The following is an 18,346-nucleotide window of genomic DNA, read 5'->3' as shown; positions in this document are numbered from 1 at the left end:
GCGCCGGCATCCGGGCGACTGACTCTGGCGAGTCAGTCGAGAAACTCTCCCGCTTCACGCTAACCCGCTCAGATCACCGCAGTTCGATGACTTTGTCTGCGTCCCCGAGATGTTCGCCGAATCCAACAAGCACGATGAACACCGCGCCAAGGAGAAACGCGAGTGTGATCCATAAACCGTGGAACCGCGGGCCACAGAGCCGGGCGAACGAGGCCCCGAGAAACGCCCCCAGTGTGTTGAAAAGCAGATCAGTGACGTCCGAGTGCCCGAGGACGAGGACGTACTGCACTATCTCGATGCACAGACTGACTGCCACACCGACCAGGGTAACCCTCCGAAGTGCATGGTGATGATCCCCGATTAGTATGTACAGGAGCACACCGAAAGGGACGAAGAACGCGATATTACCGACCCCATCGAATACTGGCGCGAACCAACTTGTACCCCTGAATACCTCCGCGAACGGCATGAATTCCAGTGAACGGACACGCTGATTTTCCGGCCGCCACAGCAGCCCGATGACAAAAAATGCCTTCAGCATGGTCAAAGAAACCATGACTCCGCTGTAGATGATGAGAGCCACCAGCGCGGCCGCCTGCTTCCGTCGCACTATCTGCACGATTTTCCTTCCGAGCCGGAGACCACTGACCAGGAAATGCTAACACCATGCGGAACTTCATCCCCGGTGAGCGATCCACGCCACGAATGACCTCACACAAAAATCCGGTGAAACACCCTTATCGGATGCCCCACCGGACCGGAGCTACAGCGTCACGTTGTGCCGCCACTCACGATTACATCGCGAGTTCAGTCCACTCTTCAGCGGTGATGCGGGTCAAAACCTTGAAGCCATCACCCTCGGGCTTGACGATGTACGCAGTGCCCTGCGGCTCCGGGTAGATGCCAGTGGCCGCATCGAAGACGTCGTCGTGGCCGACGATGACGTTGTTCTTGCCGTCTTCGGGCTTCGTCTCGAGGAATGGGGTGATGTTGTTCTTCATCGTTTCGATCTGAGCGTCGGTGTATTCCTCGGCAGGCTCGAAGTTCAGCTTCGAGGTCTTCTCGTAACGACCGAACGCGAGATCGGCGGTGTTGTACGCACGGCAGTATTCACTGGAGACGACGTCGCCGACCGGGATCTCGAGCTTCTCGAAGGCTTCGCCGATTTCCTTGGCCTGCTTCTTGCCCAGTTCATCGAGCTGACGCTGCGTGGAGCAGTCATCGAGCTTCATGTTGGGATCTGCCTGATCGGCATAATCCTTGGCAGTGTGACCGTGCCGGATGAAGATGACGTACCCGCCGTCTTTCAGATCCTTGACGATTTCCTCGGCCGGAACAACGTTCTCGAACGTATCAGAATCGTCGTCACTCTCGGCTTCGGTACTGGTCGCCGTCGAGGACTCCTTGGCCTCATCTATGGCAGATGCTGCCGCAGAGGTAGCTTCCGCAACCTTCTCTTCGGCTTTGTCGGAACTACAGCCCGACAGCGAACCGGCCACGACCATGATGCTGGCGGTGGCGACGAGGCCGATACGACGGATCTTAGAAATCTTCATGCTTTTATACTCCTTGATTTGGCGAATGCTTATTTAGCATATCCTATCCTCTTCATTTTTGCACAGATTGTCGACCCATTCGGCCATCTCCCACCAGAACAATGGGCGGGGCCAACCTCGTCCGACCTATGAAAACGACCGTCCATTACGCACTAAAACTGCCTTTATACAGCGTTAATGCTACACATGGCCAGGTTAGCAATCCGCTAACAGTGATCTGTCTCTCGCACTGTAGAGAGATACATCACTAACCCCTCTCAGAGAAACAACCGGGACCAGAAAAGAAGAGACATGTTTGTTCTAACATCATTTCCAACGCCGTCACCGCGAACGCCACACAATGCCACCGAAACAGCTACATACAGGTGAACGCGACTACCAGTGCGACAATCGTCAGAGTCAATATTCTGGCCAATATGATTGGTCATACCTGATGATGCGTAACCGATGGCAGACGATGATCATGCAGAATCCCGCCAAGATGGTAAATGAACGATCCCAATCGATCCGCAGCGATACCGAACAGCGTTATAAATATGCACATACCCGCGGCATACAAACTGATCATGATTCCGGTCAAGGTGGGGCCGTGCCGCAGTCCGCGGAAAACGTTGATGACATGATGGTCACCATCGCGGAATATGCCATTCCGTAAGGACCGCTATCACTGCAGCCGGGGCGGGCGGGCGTCCAATAACTGCACCACCCCAGATACCGATACACACATTTCTCTCACCGGCGTCAGATCCTACGCAGCCAACTGACGCATCGGGAACCATTCGGGGAACAGCGTTCCGAGAATACAAATAATCCCCACACCTCAACGAAGTGTGGGGATTATTTTTCATTTGTACCCCGTACGGGATTTGAACCCGTGCTACCGCCGTGAGAGGGCGGCGTCCTAGGCCGCTAGACGAACGGGGCTTAAAGGACGCGGAAATCATCTCCGCTGCTGGCCTACCAGGACTCGAACCTAGAACGACGGTACCAGAAACCGCTGTGTTGCCAATTACACCATAGGCCATCGTTTCACAAGCAACCGGTCGGCTTATCACCAACCGATGCGCTGTGCAACGAGGAACACTATAACCTTATTTCTCGACTACGGACAAATCTGCAGGTGGACGGCAGATTACTTCGGCCGGCCCCGGCGAGGGCACCGGGGAGACTCACCTATCTCATCACTGACTGGCCGGGGTCACCGGGGTGATCGCCCGGGCGGCACGCAGCCGCGCCAGTGTGGAGTCCTTTCCGAGAAGCTCCATCGACTCGAACAGCGGCGGGGATACCTGGCGCCCGGACACCGCGACGCGCAACGGGGTGAACGCTTTACGTGGTTTGAGCTCGAGTTCTTCGATCAGTGCCTTCTGTAGTGACTTCTCGATGACTGGGGTCGTCCAATCCTCGACGGCGTCGAGGGCACTGATGGCGGCGTTGAGCGGAGCGACCGCATCATCCTTGAGGTTCTTCCGCGCGGCCTTCTCGTCCAGCTCAAGGTCATCGTCGGAGACGACGAGGAACTCGAGCAGATCCCAGGCATCACCGAGGGTTTTGATGCGGGTCTGCACCTGCTCGGCGGCGAAGGCGAACTTGTCGGCCGGGTAATCCGAAGGGAAGCCCTTGTACTCCTCAAGGTAGCGGCGCAGACGGTCGCGGAAATCCTCGGGTTCCAGCAGTCGGATGTGGTCAGCGTTGATCGCCTCCAGCTTCTTCTGATCGAATCGGGCCGGATTGGCAAGCACATCGGTGACATCGAAGTTGGCGACGAGATCCTCGACGCTGAAAATATCCTGGTCTTTGGACAGCGACCAGCCGAGCAGGGCGAGGTAGTTGAGCATCCCCTCGGGGATGATGCCCGCGTCCCGGTGGTTGAAGAGGTTGGACTGCGGATCGCGCTTGGACAGCTTCTTGTTGCCCTCCCCCATCACGAAGGGAAGGTGACCGAACTCGGGGGTGCGATCGGCTATGCCTATACGTTCAAGAGCGGCGTACAGCGCGAGCTGACGTGGGGTCGAGGGAAGAAGGTCCTCGCCCCGCAGGACGTGGGTGATGCCCATGAGCGCATCATCGACGGGGTTGACCAGCGTGTAGAGCGGTGCACCGTTGGAGCGGGCGACGACGAAGTCCGGCTGAGTCGCCCCCTTGAACTCGATTTCACCGCGCACCAGGTCGTTCCAGGACCAGTCCTGATCAGGCATCCGCAGGCGCCAGACCGGCTTACGGCCTTCGGCCTCGAAAGCGGCGATTTGTTCCTCGGTGAGGTCCCGGTCGAAGTTGTCGTAGCCGAGTTTCGGATCGCGCCCGGCAACACGATGGCGTTCCTCGACTTCCTCGGCGGTGGAGTACGCGGGGTAGATCTCCCCGGCTTCCTTCAGTTTCCTCAGGACATCGAGGTAGATGTCCATCCGGAGGCTCTGCCGGTAGGGCTCGTGAGGGCCACCGACGACAACCCCCTCATCCCAACCGAGACCAAGCCATTCGAGGGAATCGATGATAGCCCGATACGACTCCTCTGAGTCGCGGGCAGCGTCGGTATCCTCAATCCGGAAGACCAGTTTCCCGCCGGTGTGACGGGCGTGCGCCCAGTTGAACAGGGCGGTGCGAACCATACCGACGTGAGGGGTCCCGGTGGGCGATGGGCAGAATCGAACGCGTACATCAGACATGGTTCTCCATGGTAGTCCAGAGAACCCTGGGTAGACTGTTTCCACATGCCCCATTCACGTCCCGTGACCGCCCCTGACTTCCTTCTCTCCCGGGCGCACGGTTCGGTACGCACCCAAGGGGTAAAGGACACCTTCAACGATCCGTGGGATGCAGTCACTGCGCTGAGGAAGGGACGCCACGACATGATCGTCGGCGCACTACCCTTTGATCCGGAGGCTCCGTGTGCACTGACAGTCCCGGAAACGGTCGTCCGCTCAGACTCACCGCTGGAACCCCACGCTTACTACCGTTTCGGCCCGGGTAGCGAATTGAATGCCCGCCTCGTCGGCCTCGACCCGGACGAGAAGACCCACCTGTCCCGTGTGTCGGCGGCGGTCCGAACCATCGCCCGCACCCCGTTGGAGAAGGTCGTGCTGGCCAGGGCGGTCAACATCGCCTTCGATCCCCCCGTCGATCCGCTCCTGGTGGCGGCGAGACTCATCGACCATTCCGCCAACCGTGACGGTTTCATCGCTGATCTCTCCCCCGCCGGAGGCCATTTCACAGGTAGGACACTCGTCGGCTCATCACCCGAAGTACTGGTCCGGAGGTGCGGGTCCACAGTAAGCGCCTACCCGCTGGCCGGGTCAGCAGCCCGGCTTCGGGACCGCGACCGGGATTGCCTCGTGGGTCAACAACTCCGGACCTCCACCAAAGACCTCGCGGAGCACCGCTTCGTCGTTGACGCACTCACCGCGGCGTTGTCGCCCCTGTGTTCTTCGCTTGATGTTCCGGTTCGCCCGGAATTGACCCGCACAAATGAGATGTGGCACCTGGCGACACCGATCAACGGGAGGCTGAAAGACAGCCGTACAACAGCACTCGAACTCGCTCTCACTGTGCATCCGACGCCTGCCGTCTGCGGAACCCCCACTGAAGCAGCCCAAGCTGTGATTAGTGCGGCAGAACCCGATCGAGGGTTCTACGCCGGGGCCGTCGGATGGTGCGATTCGACAGGAGACGGCGAATACGTAGTGTCCATCAGGTGTGCCGAAGTCTCTGCGGATGGGATGTCTGCCCACGCATGGGCGGGCGGAGGCATCGTCGGTGACTCCGATCCGGAGTCAGAATTGGAGGAGACCAGCGCGAAACTGCGGACGGTGCTCCGTGCCCTAGGAATCATCTGAGCACCCTCCGTGCCTTGAGCACCTGGTCCGGGTTGTCGGGGCGCGCGTTACCGCCCGGGACGGTTCCGCATTCCTCAACCGAGAAGCAGCAGTCATCGAGAAGTTCCGCTATCTCCAGGGGCCGAATGAGCTCCTCAACGTCGACGCGCAATCGGGCCGCCTGCGCTGAGGCGTCGGTATGGTGTACCACGATCAGGGTTCCACCCGGTGCGACGAGTGCCAGGAGCTTGTCCAGTGCTGCCGTTCCACGCCTCAGCGGAACGTAGCAACAGGTCACCAGATCGAAGGTTCGCCCGGTAACTGAACGCATGCCACCGGTGATCACCTCGATGTCCACCCCGGCGGATGCTGCCGCCGCTGCGGCTCTGCGGGTAGCGGTGGCGACGATGTCGACCCCCGTGACCCGCCACCCATTCTCCGCTAACCACACACAGTCCGCACCCTCACCACAGCCCACGTCGAGAGCGGTTCCGGGGCGCAGGCCAGCAGCGAGATGGGTCAAGGCATAGTTAGGACGGCCACTCCAACGCCGGGCACGGCCAACGTAGAGATGTTCCTCACCGGAGGCGGCATTGGGATGATCTGCCATCGTGATCCTCTCAGCTCGTCGCGGGCAGTGCCCGCCGTAGGCGAACAACAGGAATGTACACGGCGGTGGCTACCACGGCGTCGATGATGTTGACGATGAAACGGCTCAGGGAATCGTCGATGAACCCGGACCAGGTCACCGCAGTGAACACCAGCATCACGAGGGTGACCAGGACAGGTATCCGCAGACCACGGTGCGGAAAGTGCATCTCCACGCAGATCCCGGAGAACACCGCCGCGACGACCGCCAGCACCAGCAACGCAAGATGTATCCCGGAGAACGACGGCGTGCTATCGGGACTGAAGAAAGGCCCGAAGGCTCCCGCGTACCAGAAGATCGGGGCGAGGCTGATCACGAGCACCTGCCAGCTCGACATCTGGAGCCCCGGGAAGAATCGACGTCGGGTATCGGTCATGATTTCAAGATTAATCCGTCAGGACGGCCCCCGCCCAGTGGACGGGGCTGAGCGGATGGCGATCAGGCGCGTTCGACGGGGTTGCCGAGTCGACCGATGCCCGGAATTTCGATCTCGATGAAGTCACCCGGCTCCATCGGCGCTGTACCGGCCGGCGAGCCGGTGCAGATCACGTCGCCGGGCAGCAGCGTGATGGACGCGGTGATGAACTCGATGATCTCCCCGATGTTCATGATCATCTGGTTGGAGTTGGAGTCCTGCTTGGTCTCCGTCGAACCGTCACGGGTGAGGTGCGCCTTGATCGGCAGGTTGGTGGTGTCGATGGAGTCGAGGTCCGTCTCCATCCAGGGGCCGAGCGGGCAGAAGGTGTCGATGCCCTTGGCACGGGCCCACTGTCCGTCAGCGAACTGGAGGTCACGGGAGGACACGTCGTTGACGATGGTGAATCCGCGGATCACGGACTTCCAGTCGGCAGCCTTGATGTTCTTGCAGGGCTTGCCGACGACGAGGGCGAGTTCGCCCTCGAATTCCACGTTGGTGGCGAACTCGGGGATCCGGATGGCCGCGCCCGGCCCGATCACCGCGGTGTTCGGCTTGATGAACAGGGTCGGCGGCAGTGATTCCGCGGACTTCTTGAACACCTCGGCGACGTGGTCGGCGTAGTTGCGGCCGATGGCCACGACCTTCGACGGGAGCGAGGGTGCCAGCAGACGAACCTCCTTCAGGGGCCACTGGCGGCCGGTAAAGGAGGGCTCGGTGAATGGGGTGCCCTCGACCTCACGGCACACCGTTGCATCGCCGTCGCCCTCCACGACCGCGAAGCACAGACCATCAGGGGTGGCAATTCGTCCAAAACGCATGCGGACGATTCTAGCGCCACGGACAACGGGGGGAGACATCGGGGCCGCACCTGTGCTGTCCACGGTTCCCCGGGCCCGCGACAACGGATCACCGCACCCGTGACATATGACAGTGTCCGTACGGTGCGACGTACCGTTTAGTGGGTGCATGAACGCTACGGATCCGTGCACCCCCAGACTGTCCCCCACCCACCGGAGGCCACCCCGTGACGACAACAGATGAACGTTTCCGATCGAACGCGATCACCGCCGCGCCGGCACTGCTGACGCTCATACCGGGCGTCGTCTACGGTCCGGAGTATCTCCCGTACACGCTAAGCCCCTGGATCCTCTATCCCTGCGTCATCGCGCTCCTGGTGGCGTACGGCGGGTTGTTCCTCTGGCTGTTCCACCGCGGCGGACGCCGTCTCGCACTCCGCCGGCGGGTGTGGGGCGCGGGAGGACTGACGGCCATCGCCGGGCTGATGCTGCCGCTGAACCCGGATTCGTCGGCGGCGGGATTCTTCCTCGCCGCGCTCTGGCTCGTCTGTTCCTGTCCGTGGCGCGTCTGGTTGCCTGGCTGGGCCCTCTTCGTCATTCTCGAGATCGTCGCCCAGTTGTTGATGGGCGTCGGGATGGGGATTATCTTTCTCTACCCCGGTGCGCCGCTCATCCTCATCATCGGGGCCATCCGGGTGTTTACGGGAAGGCAGCGCCGGGGAAGCCTGGAGATCGCGGGAGCGGTGACCTCCGAACGCTCCAGATTGGCGCTCGACATCCACGACACGGTGGGGCAGACACTGACCGCCGCGGTAGTGAAACTGCAGGTCGCCGGGCAGCTCTTCGATTCCGCGTCCTCGAATGGAGCGAGCGCGGATGACCTCGGCGCTCGCGCCCGCAGGGAGATGGATGAATCGGAGGAACTCGTCCGCCGCGCACTGACGGAGCTGCGGGCGCTCATCGGTGATCTCCACGATTCCGGTCTCGCTCGGGAACTCGATCACGCGGAAGACATCCTCACCGCCGCCGGAATCACCCCGGTGATCCCCCGGCGCGGTGTGGAGCTGGTCCCGGAGTCGCTGAGCCCCGTGATGGGGTGGGTCGTGCGGGAGGCCGTGACCAACGTGGTCCGGCATTCCGGTGCGGATGAATGCCGGATCCGGGTTGAGTCGGACCGGATCATCGTCACGGACGACGGGCGGGGGCCCGGTGCGACGGATGCCCCCGGCACCGGGACAGCGTCGATGACGAAACGTGTCCGGCAGTCCGGTGGGACACTGCGGATCACCGCAACCGAACCAACCGGAACCCGCGTCGAGGCACGGTGGTCATGACCGGGCGAATACGGATCATCATCGCCGACGATCAGGCACTCGTCCGGGGCGCGGTCGCCGCGCTGCTGTCCCTGCAGGCCGACATCGAGGTCGTCGCCGAATGCGCGGACGGCGCCGAAACCGTTGACGCCGCGCGGCGTCTGGAACCCCACGTGTGCCTGCTCGACATCGAGATGCCCGGCATGGACGGACTCACCGCGACGCAGGCGATCCGTGCGCTCCCGAACCCGCCGAAGGTACTCATCGTCACCACCTTCGGGCGGATCGGGTACCTGAAGCGGGCTCTCGACGCCGGTGCCTCCGGGTTCACCGTGAAGACGGCACCCGCGGGCGAACTCGCGGAGGCGGTCCGCCGGGTCCACCGGGGGCTCCGGGCGATCGACCCCGTGCTCGCCCGGGAGTCACTTTCCTCCGGAACCAATCCCCTGACCGCACGCGAGTGCGACGTCCTCCGACTGAGCCTGACCGGAGACACCATCGCGGGAATCGCCGGACATCTGGGGCTTTCCCCCGGTACCGTGCGCAACCACATCAGTCACGCGATGGCGAAAACCCACGCCGTCACCCGGACAGAAGCCGCCGTCACCGCCCGCGAACACGGCTGGATCTAGTTCCGCACCCGATCAACGAGCCATGACATCTGTCACCGCCAGGTGGTGACATTCCGGGGATGTACACCATCACAATGACCAGTGAGATGGATGACATGAGAAGCACAGACCACACCACACCAGCAATCTCGATCACCGGAGTGACGAGGACCTTCGGTTCGGGTGATCGGGCGGTCCGGGCCGTCGACGACGTCACCCTGGAGATCAACGCCGGCGAGATCGTCGCCCTGCTCGGCCCCAACGGCGCGGGAAAAACGAGCCTCATCGACATGATCTGCGGATTCTCCACACCCGGGAACGGCTCCATCCGGGTGTTCGGCGGGCAGCCGTCAGCGGTCACCGGCAGCGGGCGGATCGCCTGCGTCCCCCAGTCAGGCGGGCTCAATCCTTACCTGACGGTGCAGAAGACCCTTCTACTCATCGCTGCCGCACAAGGGGTGGACACAGGACGCATCGACGAAGTCGCCGAACGGGCGGGGATCACCGGGCTGATGAAGCGCCGGGTGAAGAGCTGCTCCGGCGGGGAACAGCAGCGCATCAAGTTCGCGGTTTCCCTGATCGCGGACCCCGACCTGATCATCCTCGATGAACCGACCACGGGCATGGACACTGGTGCCCGGCGCGAGTTCTGGGCCGCGATATCCCGGGATGCGGACGCCGGGCGGACGATCATCTTCGCGACGCACTACCTCGCCGAGGCCGAAGAACACGCGGAACGCGTCGTGGTGATGGCACACGGGAGGATCATCTCCGACGGGTCGGTGCACGACCTCCTGGGGGCCAGGGCGCGGACGGTCACGATCACTGGAGCACCACCAGAGGCTGTGTCCCTCGCATGCACCGGTCTCGACGCCCGGGTGGACGGTGACCGCATCACCGTCGCACCAAACCACTCCGATGAACTCGCCCGTCGGCTCCTCCGGATCCCGGGCGTCCGGGACCTGATCATCCACCAGCCGTCCCTCGAGCAGGTCTTCCTCGAGCTCACCGCTGACTCCACGGCCCGAGCGACGGCTACGGGCGTCGACACGCACAGCGCACACTGAAAGGCAGTAGACCATGACGACCACATTCCTCAACCGTCTCCTCCGCTACACACTCACCGACATCTCCATCATGCTCGCCGCGGTATTCCTCCCAGTGGCTGTGTACCTGGGTGTCACCTTCGACACCGGACAGTGGAATACCCCTGCCGGGCCGGTCGCGAACCTGCACTTTATCGTCGCCATGTCCATCGCGCTCTACGGCACGGCGACCGTCGCCGCGAACGAGGGCGCGACGATCACGGCGGAACGGGACACGAACTGGCTGCGGACCATCGCCCTCACCCGCCTGGGGATGAACCGCTACATTGCGGTGAAGCTACTCATCACGTTGGTGGTGTCCGTCGTGCCGATCCTCGCGATCGCGGCGATCTCCCCACTGCGTGGTGCCGAGGCCCCGGTCAGCATGTGGTTCGCTGTCGGCACCTGCTGTCTCTTCGGCACCGTGGTCTTCGGTCTCTTCGGTCTCATGATGGGACTCTGGTTCTCCGGGTCCACGGTCACCCGCTACATGGGATTGATCATGATGCTCATCGCGTTCATGGGCAACCTCTTCCTGCCGCTCGAGGGCATGCTCCTGGACCTCGCGCGCTTCACCCCGATGTTCGGACCGGGCATGCTCACCCGCTCGGTCATCTGGTACCTGAGTCCCGACACCGGTGGCGGGGCGGACAACCAATTGTTCCCGCTGTGGCAACTCATCCTTAACATGGGGGCATGGACGCTCATCTTCGTCGCGCTCGCGTGGCTCGGTCACCGCAGAGGGCTGCGCAGGTGAACTCCACCACCAGTGCTGGCCGGCGGGACCTGATCTCCGTCCCCGCGGCGCTGACCACCGCCCTCTGGCTGGTATTCCTCGCCCCGGCCATCGCCGAGGCCCTCACCGGGGATCACCCGGTGTGGGTGCGGGTGGTATCCGTGACCATCATCCCCGTGTTCGGTGGTCTCTACGTCGCCCTGTACGGGTTTCTCCTGACGAAGCGGGCGTCCCCGATGACCCGGCACAGATCCCTCATGGGCCTGGCCGGTTTGCTCGGGCTCACGGTGCTCAACTGGCTCCTCATCGGCCCCACCGCGCTCGGCATGCTCTACTACCCGGTCGCGTGGGCCGGGATAGCGCTGCCGATCCTGGTCAGCGCACCTTTGATCGGCGGGTCCGTCGTGGTGTTCTTCCTGGCCGGGATGGAAAACCCGGTGCCGATGTCCATCGGGATCATCATCCTCGGCTGGGCGATGATACTGACGCAGCACTACCGGTACCTCGGACTGCGGGAGGCCGAGACGCAGAACAAGCTCGCGATCCTCACGGAGCGGGAGCGCCTCGCCCGGGACATGCACGACACCGTCGGGCAGACGCTGACCGCCGTCACCGTCAAACTCCAGCTCGCCGAGCGTCTCGTCGACGCGGCACCGGAGGATGCGCGCGGTGAGATCGCGGAATCCCGTGAGCTGACCCGGCGGGCGCTGAACGAGCTCCGCAGCGTCGTGGCGGGACTGCGGGAGTCGTCGCTGGATTTCGAGCTGTCCTGTGCCGCGGACATCCTCGGGGCCGCGGGCATCCGCGCCGAGCTCCCCGAGAATCCGGCGGTCGACGAGGACGTGGAGAAGCCGATGGCCTGGGTCGTCCGCGAAGCCACCACGAACGTCGTCCGCCACTCCCGGGCGCGCACCTGCCGAATCACCGTCGGCCCACGCAGGCTCGTGGTCGCCGACAACGGCACCGGGTTCCGGGCTGACCCGGAGCAGAGAGGTAACGGGCTGCGCTCGATGCGGAGCCGCGTCGAATCATCCGGTGGGACATTCACCGTGGATAGCGGGGAGAACTCGGGGACGACAGTGGAGGCGACATGGCCGTGACAGACAACAGCATCCGCGTCCTCATCGCGGAGGACCAGACACTCGTCCGGGGAGCGCTCGTGGCCCTGCTCAACCTCGAACGCGACATCGACGTCATCGCCGACTGCGGCGACGGCGCCACCGCCGTCAATCTCGCCGCCGACCACCGGCCCGACGTGTGCCTTCTCGACATAGAGATGCCCGGGACGGACGGGATCACGGCGACCCGGGAGATCCGCGCGCTGGATGATGCACCGCGCGTGCTGATACTCACCACCTTCGGTCGCGCCGGATACCTGCGACGCGCGATGGACTCCGGGGCCAGCGGCTTCATGGTGAAGGACTCCCCAGCGGAGGAACTCGCCGAAGCGATCCGCCGCATCCACGCCGGACTCACCGTGATCGACCCCGCTCTCGCCCGGGACTCACTCGCCGCCGGGCACAGCCCGTTGACCGAGCGCGAGGCCGAATTGCTCCGTCTGGCGCTCACCGGGGCGACAGTGGCCGACATCGCCGCAAGCGTGCACCTGACCCAGGGGACGGTACGTAATCACCTGAGTCGCGCGATAGCCAAGACCCACACCGCCAACCGGATGGAGGCCGCCGTCACCGCGCGGGACCTGGGGTGGATCTAGGGGAGGTCAATCAGCAGATCAGCGATGTGTTGCGGGTTCCCAGTAGCGGAAGATACTGCACACGTTCACTCCGTGACACAAGGGTCACGGCTGCATCGTCTTCATCGTGTCGCCCCGCGCGTTCGCCGCGAGCGCCAGATACAGCTCCGCGCACGCCAGTGCGTCGGTGAGTGCGTTGTGACTGCGGTAGAACGGCAGGCCGTAGCGCCCACGTACCCGGGTCAGGCGCAGATCCTCACCCCTCGGATAGGTGCCCATGCGTTCCATGTGGCGGCGTTCGACGGCGAAGGTGTCGACGACCGGGACCATCAGATCGGCACCGAACATCTGCCTGCACGCGTACCCGAGGAATCCCTGCTCCATGTGCGCGTAGTGGACGAGCATGGCCCGCCCCGCGAGTGCGTCCAGCAGCCGCGCCACCGCCACAGCCGGGTCCTCACCGGCGGCGACGGTGTCGTCCGTCAGACCGTGGACGGTCGCGGACTCCCCCACCGAATCATCCCCCTCGCCGCTGCGGAGCACGACATGCCCGGCACCGGACAAGTCGATGGCTCTGCCGTTGACGGGTACCCAGCCGATCGACAACAAGCGGTCCTGCCCCGGGGTGAGGCCGGTGGTCTCCACGTCGACGGCGAGCAACGGCAGTGTGTCCAGTTTGTCGGAGGGAACCGGGAAACTCGCGCGGTAGAACTCAGCGAGTGGTCCGGTCGCCGCCCGAATCGTGCGGGAACGTTTGTCCAGACCGAACATCAGATGCTCCTGATCGGATACTTCGTAGCCAGTGCGTTCTGCATGTTCTTAATGATCTGGAAGGCGTCGCGCAGATGCTCGGAGTCGAGTTTGCCCAGCGCCTTCGGGTTGATGTGGTAGTTCGGTTCCTCACCACGTCGAACCTGTTCCGTCTGCTGTTTGAGGGCGATGGTGTTGAGGAAGTCGAAGGCGTCGATGAGTTCGGCTGCGCCGCCAGTCGATACCGCTCCCTGCCCAGCGCTGAGTTTCAGGCGTTGGCGGGTGCCGACGGCGTCGATACCGCTGGAGAGGGCGAACAGGCGGGCCATCTGGACGATCGCGGCGGTACCGCCTTTCTTCACATCGAGGGTGTTCGCGTAGTCACCCGAGCGATCCACCACCAGCCCCCGGAAAAGTCCGAGCGGTGGTTCGCGGCGTGCCGCCAGTGCACCGAGGTGTGCGTGCATCCGCTGCGCCCCCTTGGCCTGCTGGACCGCGAACTCATGCACCTGTTCGGCGAGGCTCTCATCACCGTGGATCGCCCGGAAATCAAAGAACGTCTGGGCATGGAGCAGGGCGTCTGGTTCGGGTGCGGTGATCCAGTTGTGGAACGTGGAGATCCACGTCGAGACCGTCATCCGCCAGTCCGGGTTCATCGCCATCATGTTGCCTGGACAGAGCACCTGGCCAGCGGCGGCCAATCCTTCACAGACGTACGTCGCGAGATTAGCGAAATACTGGCCGTGTTCCGCTTCATCATAGGAATCATCCAGGACCATCGCATTGTCCTGATCGCTGGCCAGGCCCATGCCTCGGCGTCCCTGTGAACCGACGACGACGAAGGTGTAGGGCACGGGCGGGTCGCCGAACTTTTCTTCCCCCAGTTGCAGCAGACGCCGTGCGAGACCGTCCGCCGCGACAGTGAGCAGCCCGGTGACCTCCTCTGAACTCGCGCCGCGTTCGATGAACCGGACCGCGACGTCGTGGGCGTTGTCGTAGACCTCCTTCAGCTCCTCCGGAGTGTTGCGTCTGGAGAGATCCGCTGTGAGGTAGATCGGGTCATGGCGTAGGAGCCGCATGATGTCCGAGGAACTTACCAGCCCCACGAGGCGGCCTGACTCGACGACCGGCAGGTGATGAACCCGGCGTTCAGCCATGAGCAGCATCGCCTCGAAAGCGGGCATGTCGGGGGTCGCGGTCTTCGGCCCTGCCGTCATGATCGAGCTGATCGGCCCATCCAGGTCGGTTCCCCGGGCGATCCCACCCCGCATGTCGCGGTCAGTGACGATCCCCGCAAGATTCCCGGAGCGCGTGATCAACAGGGAAGATACTCGCTTATCCTCCATCTTTTGTGCGGCCTGTCTCATGGTCACACCGTCCTCGACCGATACTGGTTCGGTAACCATGAAGTCCTCGACGAGGGTCCTGAGGACATCGGAGGCGGAGTCCTGCCGCAATGTTGCGGCGGCGGCAGCGATCCGGGCAGACTGACCGGAGTAGTACCGCTGCACTTGGGGATGTTCTTCGGCCAGCACCGCGAACGCCGCACGCGGAAGAATGAGAAGGAGTGTGTCCTCAACGGCGATCATGTCATACCGTGAGGCCGCATTGTCCCCCACGAGCGTCGAATAGCCGAAGGTACGGCCTGCTCCGCGCCGATCCAGGAGAATGCCGTCGGAATCCGTGATATCCACGGCACCTGACCGGATGAGGTGGAGCGCGTCGTTCGTGTCCCCCGTCCCGACGATCGTCGCCCCACGACGAACATAGCGCATCTCCATCTGCGCGGGCAGTTCGTCCAGTACGTCCTCCGGTAATTGCGCGAACGGATCGGTGGTGGCGAGGAAGTCGCGGACCTCGTCAAGTTCAACAGACATGAAGCCAGTCTATCTGGTGATAGACAACACAGTGACCCTTCCATCGTGATATGCAATATTATTTTACGGCAAAGATGAGCTCCGGACGATCACTTCACTCATGACGAGTTCCCGTGTGAGCCCTAGTATCGCGCCTCGAACTTTTGTACGCTGGCTACAATCAACCACTTACCTGCAGCAGACACTAGCGTCCCCCTTTTCATGTGGGACGCCCTCTGCATGCCTTTACACGTCATTCCTTGAGGTGATTTGCTTTGTCCACCCCTCCCGTTGAACCGGGTACCCGACCACGCCCCATCAGGAACAACTCGCTTCCTTTGGACACCGTCAGCGACGAGGTCCTCTGCGACGTAGCCTGCACCAACAGTCCCCGGTTCATCCGCCACGAGGACGGCTGGGCCCTCGTCCTGGCAACGACCCAGGGTGCGCCCGGACGCAGCCTTTTCGCAGATGTCTCGGGAATCACCGACCGGTCGCGTCTCGACGCCGGACTTATGCGCCCCCACCCCCGAGTTCCGAAGGTCAGGGCCTGCATCCTGAAGGTTCCCTCCGGATGGCGCGGCAGCGTCCGTTATCTCCCTATGGAAGGTGCCAATCCAAAGGCACCACTCGGTGCCGCGCAGCGGGCTTGGTGGAAAGACCTTGTCCGAGGCGCACTACTTCCCGAGGGGGAGGAAATCTACCACTCTGTCGGCCCCGCAACCGTGGTGTCCGCACCCGACGCGCCAACGGATCACGCAGCCGAGGAAAACCCGGACTGGGTCGCCCGAACGGTGAACATCGAAGCCCGCGAACCGCGCTGCATGCGACTCGTTGAAACCGGAGGAAGCGGAACGCCACTCATCATCTTCGACGGCCCTCTCTTTCATAATGCAGGCGCCATGGCGGCCCTCTCCACATTGGATGTGGTTCCCTCACACATCGCATTCATCATCCACGGTGGCGGAGTCGAGGGACGCAACCGTGATCTCCTCCGGAACGACGACTTCACAGCGGCGGTACTCGACACCGTGGCCCGAGAGACCGGCGCACAGCGGGGCGTCGTCGCAGGCTCCTCCTATGGCGGGCTGGGTGCTCTCTACGCCGCCGCAACCAGACCCGAGCAGGTCGCTGGAGTCATCGCACTATCCACACCGTTCTCCCGGTTCGAGGACTGGGAGCTGCTGGGCAAACTCCCGGAGCGGATCCGGGTCATCATCGACGGCGGCACGCTCGAGTGGCTGATGGCCCACGGTTTCGAACACGCGGAGGACCGCCTGCGCGAACTCGGTGTGAACCACATTGCCAGAAGGTTCGTCGGTGGCCACGACATCGCCTGCTGGCGGAGACGGATGGCCGAAGACTATAAGCTGATCGTGGAATAGAACACCGGACATCTCACCGGGCTCGGGTGTACCATTTCCCCGCATGATGGACACACCGCCCGACCCCGCACTCCCTATCAGTGAGTTCGCGTTCCCGGGACCGTTGCGCGATGCGCTGGTCGCGGCGATTCTCAGCGGGGAGAAAACCGCCACCTCCACTCTGCTCCGCGAACACGAGGCCGAAGGTACTGAGCCTCGGATGCTGCTGGGCACGCGCGAGGTCGTGGTCGACAGCGACAACCGGCCGGTGTGCGTCATCGAAACAACGGACGTAGTGATTCGCCGATTCGGCGACGTTGACGATGAGTTCGCCCGCGCCGAGGGCGAGGGGTTCGCGACCTCCGGGGAATGGGCGTCCGCGCACCGCGGGTTCTGGCACAGCACCGAATACCGCGAAGCGATCGGCGATCCCCACTTCACCGTCAGCGAGGACACACCCGTGGTGTGCACCCGCTTCCGCGTGGTGCGACGGTAGGGATTGTCGATAACGCATGCCCCGGTGAAACGTCCGTAGCCCCGTGACGCCGGGAATCCACGGAAACGGACCGGCGCAACAGGGGCACGGCGAAATCAGGACCCGGCGGGACTCCGCCCCACACCCGCCACGGGTTCCCCGCTAGAACTACCCCAGAGCCGCGACGATCCGGTCCCCCACCTCGCTGGTGACAACCCCACCGGTGCCTCGGGAGGCGACATCCTCCGCGACGGCCTTCTCGATGCGTGCGGCGTTGTCCTCGTCGCCCAGGTGGCGCAGGAGGAGTGCAGCGGAGAGGATCGCGGCCGACGGGTCGGCGATGCCCTTTCCGGCGATGTCCGGCGCGGAACCGTGGACCGGTTCGAACATGGAGGGATTGACGCCCGAGGCGTCAATGTTGCCGGAGGCGGCCAGCCCGATCCCGCCTGTGACCGCCCCTGCAAGGTCGGTGAGGATGTCGCCGAAGAGGTTGTCGGTGACGATGACGTCGTAGCGCGAGGGGTCCGTGACCATGTAGATGGTGGCGGCGTCGATGTGGTTGTAGTCGACGGTGACGTCCGGGTACTCGGCGGCGACGGCGTCGACGGTGCGCTGCCACAGTCCACCGGCGTGGACGAGGACGTTGGTCTTGTGCACGAGAGTGAGGCGCCCACGGCGCGCACGGGCGCGCTCGAAGGCGTCGCGGATGACGCGCTCCGCGCCGAAGCGGGTGTTCTGGCTGACTTCGCTGGCGACCTCGTGCTCGGTTCCCTCGCGGAGGAGGCCGCCGTTGCCAGCATAGAGGCCTTCGGTGCCCTCGCGGACGACGACGAAGTCGATCTCGCCCGGGTCCGCGAGCGGGCTGGCGGATCCCGGGTAGAGCTTCGCGGGCCGCAGGTTCACGTGGTGGTCGAGAGCGAAGCGCATCCTGAGCAACAGGCCGCGCTCGAGAACCCCGGGCGGGACCTCCCCGGGTGCGCCGACGGCACCGAGCAGGATCGCGTCGTGTTCCCGCAGGCTGGAGAGGTCATCGTCGGTGAGGGTCTCGCCGGTGGAGAGGTAGCGGCGTGCACCGAGATCGAAGTCGGTGGTCTCGATGTCGTCACGTACCGCACGGAGGACTTTGAGTGCCTCCGCCGTGACCTCTGGACCGATTCCGTCGCCGCCGATAACCGCCAGTTTCATTTGATGAGACTCCATTCCCACATAGTGAACTCTTGTGGGTGAGTCT

19 protein-coding genes and 2 tRNA genes are annotated in these 18,346 nt (G+C 63.4%); 10 read left to right on the top strand and 11 right to left on the bottom strand.

Going from position 1 to position 18,346, the window contains the following annotated elements; all coding sequences use genetic code 11:
• Positions 1 to 73: 73 nt before the first annotated feature.
• Positions 74 to 610, bottom strand: a complete 537-nt coding sequence (locus tag QWU43_RS06095) for a VanZ family protein (RefSeq protein WP_370914996.1) — start codon at positions 608 to 610, stop codon at positions 74 to 76.
• Between the two features lie 184 nt (positions 611 to 794).
• Positions 795 to 1,556 carry a histidine phosphatase family protein gene (locus QWU43_RS06090; protein ID WP_370917385.1) on the bottom strand — a complete coding sequence of 254 codons (762 nt, stop codon included), beginning with the start codon at positions 1,554 to 1,556 and terminating at the stop codon, positions 795 to 797.
• Positions 1,557 to 2,019: 463 nt separating this feature from the next.
• On the opposite strand from QWU43_RS06090, the gene QWU43_RS06085 reads away from it, so the two are divergent.
• Positions 2,020 to 2,211: a hypothetical protein gene (locus tag QWU43_RS06085; RefSeq protein ID WP_370917384.1), complete on the top strand. Its 192-nt coding sequence runs from the start codon at positions 2,020 to 2,022 to the stop codon at positions 2,209 to 2,211.
• Between the two features lie 196 nt (positions 2,212 to 2,407).
• Here the strand turns inward: QWU43_RS06085 and QWU43_RS06080 are convergent.
• From QWU43_RS06080 to gltX, 3 genes are all read right to left on the bottom strand, one after another.
• Positions 2,408 to 2,480, bottom strand: a tRNA-Glu gene (locus tag QWU43_RS06080).
• A gap of 28 nt (positions 2,481 to 2,508) precedes the next feature.
• A tRNA-Gln gene (locus QWU43_RS06075) sits at positions 2,509 to 2,580 on the bottom strand.
• 157 nt (positions 2,581 to 2,737) lie between these two features.
• A complete protein-coding gene (gltX, locus tag QWU43_RS06070; RefSeq protein WP_370914999.1) occupies positions 2,738 to 4,222 on the bottom strand; it encodes a glutamate--tRNA ligase in 1,485 nt (494 codons plus the stop codon).
• A gap of 45 nt (positions 4,223 to 4,267) precedes the next feature.
• Between gltX and QWU43_RS06065 the strand changes: the two genes are divergently transcribed.
• Complete coding sequence (locus QWU43_RS06065) at positions 4,268 to 5,389, top strand: isochorismate synthase MenF (RefSeq protein ID WP_370915000.1); 1,122 nt, start codon at positions 4,268 to 4,270, stop codon at positions 5,387 to 5,389.
• Here QWU43_RS06065 and QWU43_RS06060 read toward each other — a convergent pair.
• From QWU43_RS06060 to QWU43_RS06050, 3 genes are all read right to left on the bottom strand, one after another.
• Entirely contained in the window at positions 5,382 to 5,978 is a 597-nt protein-coding gene (locus tag QWU43_RS06060) for a class I SAM-dependent methyltransferase (protein WP_370915001.1), read from the bottom strand. The genes QWU43_RS06065 and QWU43_RS06060 overlap by 8 nt on opposite strands.
• 10 nt (positions 5,979 to 5,988) lie before the next feature.
• On the bottom strand, positions 5,989 to 6,393 hold the full coding sequence (locus QWU43_RS06055; RefSeq protein ID WP_370917383.1) for a hypothetical protein: 405 nt from the start codon (positions 6,391 to 6,393) through the stop codon (positions 5,989 to 5,991).
• A gap of 62 nt (positions 6,394 to 6,455) precedes the next feature.
• The gene (locus tag QWU43_RS06050; RefSeq protein ID WP_370915003.1) at positions 6,456 to 7,253 is read right to left on the bottom strand and encodes a fumarylacetoacetate hydrolase family protein; all 798 of its coding nucleotides are present in this window, start codon (positions 7,251 to 7,253) and stop codon (positions 6,456 to 6,458) included.
• Between the two features lie 206 nt (positions 7,254 to 7,459).
• On the opposite strand from QWU43_RS06050, the gene QWU43_RS06045 reads away from it, so the two are divergent.
• Genes QWU43_RS06045 through QWU43_RS06020 form a run of 6 tightly spaced genes read left to right on the top strand, consistent with a single transcriptional unit; the run spans position 7,460 to position 12,691 of the window.
• Positions 7,460 to 8,566 carry a sensor histidine kinase gene (locus QWU43_RS06045; RefSeq protein ID WP_370917382.1) on the top strand — a complete coding sequence of 369 codons (1,107 nt, stop codon included), beginning with the start codon at positions 7,460 to 7,462 and terminating at the stop codon, positions 8,564 to 8,566.
• Positions 8,563 to 9,177, top strand: coding sequence for a response regulator transcription factor (locus QWU43_RS06040; protein ID WP_267173364.1), 615 nt, complete (start codon positions 8,563 to 8,565; stop codon positions 9,175 to 9,177). Before QWU43_RS06045 ends, QWU43_RS06040 begins: the two co-directional genes overlap by 4 nt.
• Positions 9,178 to 9,236: 59 nt before the next feature.
• The gene (locus QWU43_RS06035; protein ID WP_370917381.1) at positions 9,237 to 10,223 is read left to right on the top strand and encodes an ABC transporter ATP-binding protein; all 987 of its coding nucleotides are present in this window, start codon (positions 9,237 to 9,239) and stop codon (positions 10,221 to 10,223) included.
• Between the two features lie 13 nt (positions 10,224 to 10,236).
• The gene (locus QWU43_RS06030; RefSeq protein WP_370915006.1) at positions 10,237 to 10,998 is read left to right on the top strand and encodes a hypothetical protein; all 762 of its coding nucleotides are present in this window, start codon (positions 10,237 to 10,239) and stop codon (positions 10,996 to 10,998) included.
• The gene (locus tag QWU43_RS06025; protein WP_370917380.1) at positions 10,995 to 12,077 is read left to right on the top strand and encodes a sensor histidine kinase; all 1,083 of its coding nucleotides are present in this window, start codon (positions 10,995 to 10,997) and stop codon (positions 12,075 to 12,077) included. The genes QWU43_RS06030 and QWU43_RS06025 overlap by 4 nt, the downstream gene beginning before the upstream one ends.
• Complete coding sequence (locus tag QWU43_RS06020) at positions 12,074 to 12,691, top strand: response regulator (RefSeq protein ID WP_370917379.1); 618 nt, start codon at positions 12,074 to 12,076, stop codon at positions 12,689 to 12,691. The genes QWU43_RS06025 and QWU43_RS06020 overlap by 4 nt, the downstream gene beginning before the upstream one ends.
• Before the next feature lie 84 nt (positions 12,692 to 12,775).
• On the opposite strand, the gene QWU43_RS06015 is transcribed toward QWU43_RS06020, so the two are convergent.
• Positions 12,776 to 13,441: an exonuclease domain-containing protein gene (locus QWU43_RS06015; RefSeq protein ID WP_370915009.1), complete on the bottom strand. Its 666-nt coding sequence runs from the start codon at positions 13,439 to 13,441 to the stop codon at positions 12,776 to 12,778.
• A complete protein-coding gene (locus QWU43_RS06010; RefSeq protein ID WP_370917378.1) occupies positions 13,441 to 15,297 on the bottom strand; it encodes a DUF294 nucleotidyltransferase-like domain-containing protein in 1,857 nt (618 codons plus the stop codon). Before QWU43_RS06010 ends, QWU43_RS06015 begins: the two co-directional genes overlap by 1 nt.
• 254 nt (positions 15,298 to 15,551) lie before the next feature.
• On the opposite strand from QWU43_RS06010, the gene QWU43_RS06005 reads away from it, so the two are divergent.
• Both QWU43_RS06005 and QWU43_RS06000 read left to right on the top strand, forming a co-directional pair.
• Positions 15,552 to 16,661 carry an alpha/beta fold hydrolase gene (locus QWU43_RS06005; protein ID WP_370915011.1) on the top strand — a complete coding sequence of 370 codons (1,110 nt, stop codon included), beginning with the start codon at positions 15,552 to 15,554 and terminating at the stop codon, positions 16,659 to 16,661.
• Between the two features lie 43 nt (positions 16,662 to 16,704).
• Entirely contained in the window at positions 16,705 to 17,136 is a 432-nt protein-coding gene (locus QWU43_RS06000; protein WP_370915012.1) for an ASCH domain-containing protein, read from the top strand.
• A gap of 147 nt (positions 17,137 to 17,283) precedes the next feature.
• On the opposite strand, the gene QWU43_RS05995 is transcribed toward QWU43_RS06000, so the two are convergent.
• On the bottom strand, positions 17,284 to 18,300 hold the full coding sequence (locus tag QWU43_RS05995; RefSeq protein ID WP_370917377.1) for a 3-isopropylmalate dehydrogenase: 1,017 nt from the start codon (positions 18,298 to 18,300) through the stop codon (positions 17,284 to 17,286).
• Positions 18,301 to 18,346 lie beyond the last annotated feature (46 nt).

It is taken from the genome of Corynebacterium sp. CCM 9204, from assembly GCF_041357695.1.
GTDB lineage: Bacteria > Actinomycetota > Actinomycetes > Mycobacteriales > Mycobacteriaceae > Corynebacterium.
Note: the sequence above shows the minus strand (reverse complement) of the source record. Positions and strands in the feature narration are given on the sequence as shown.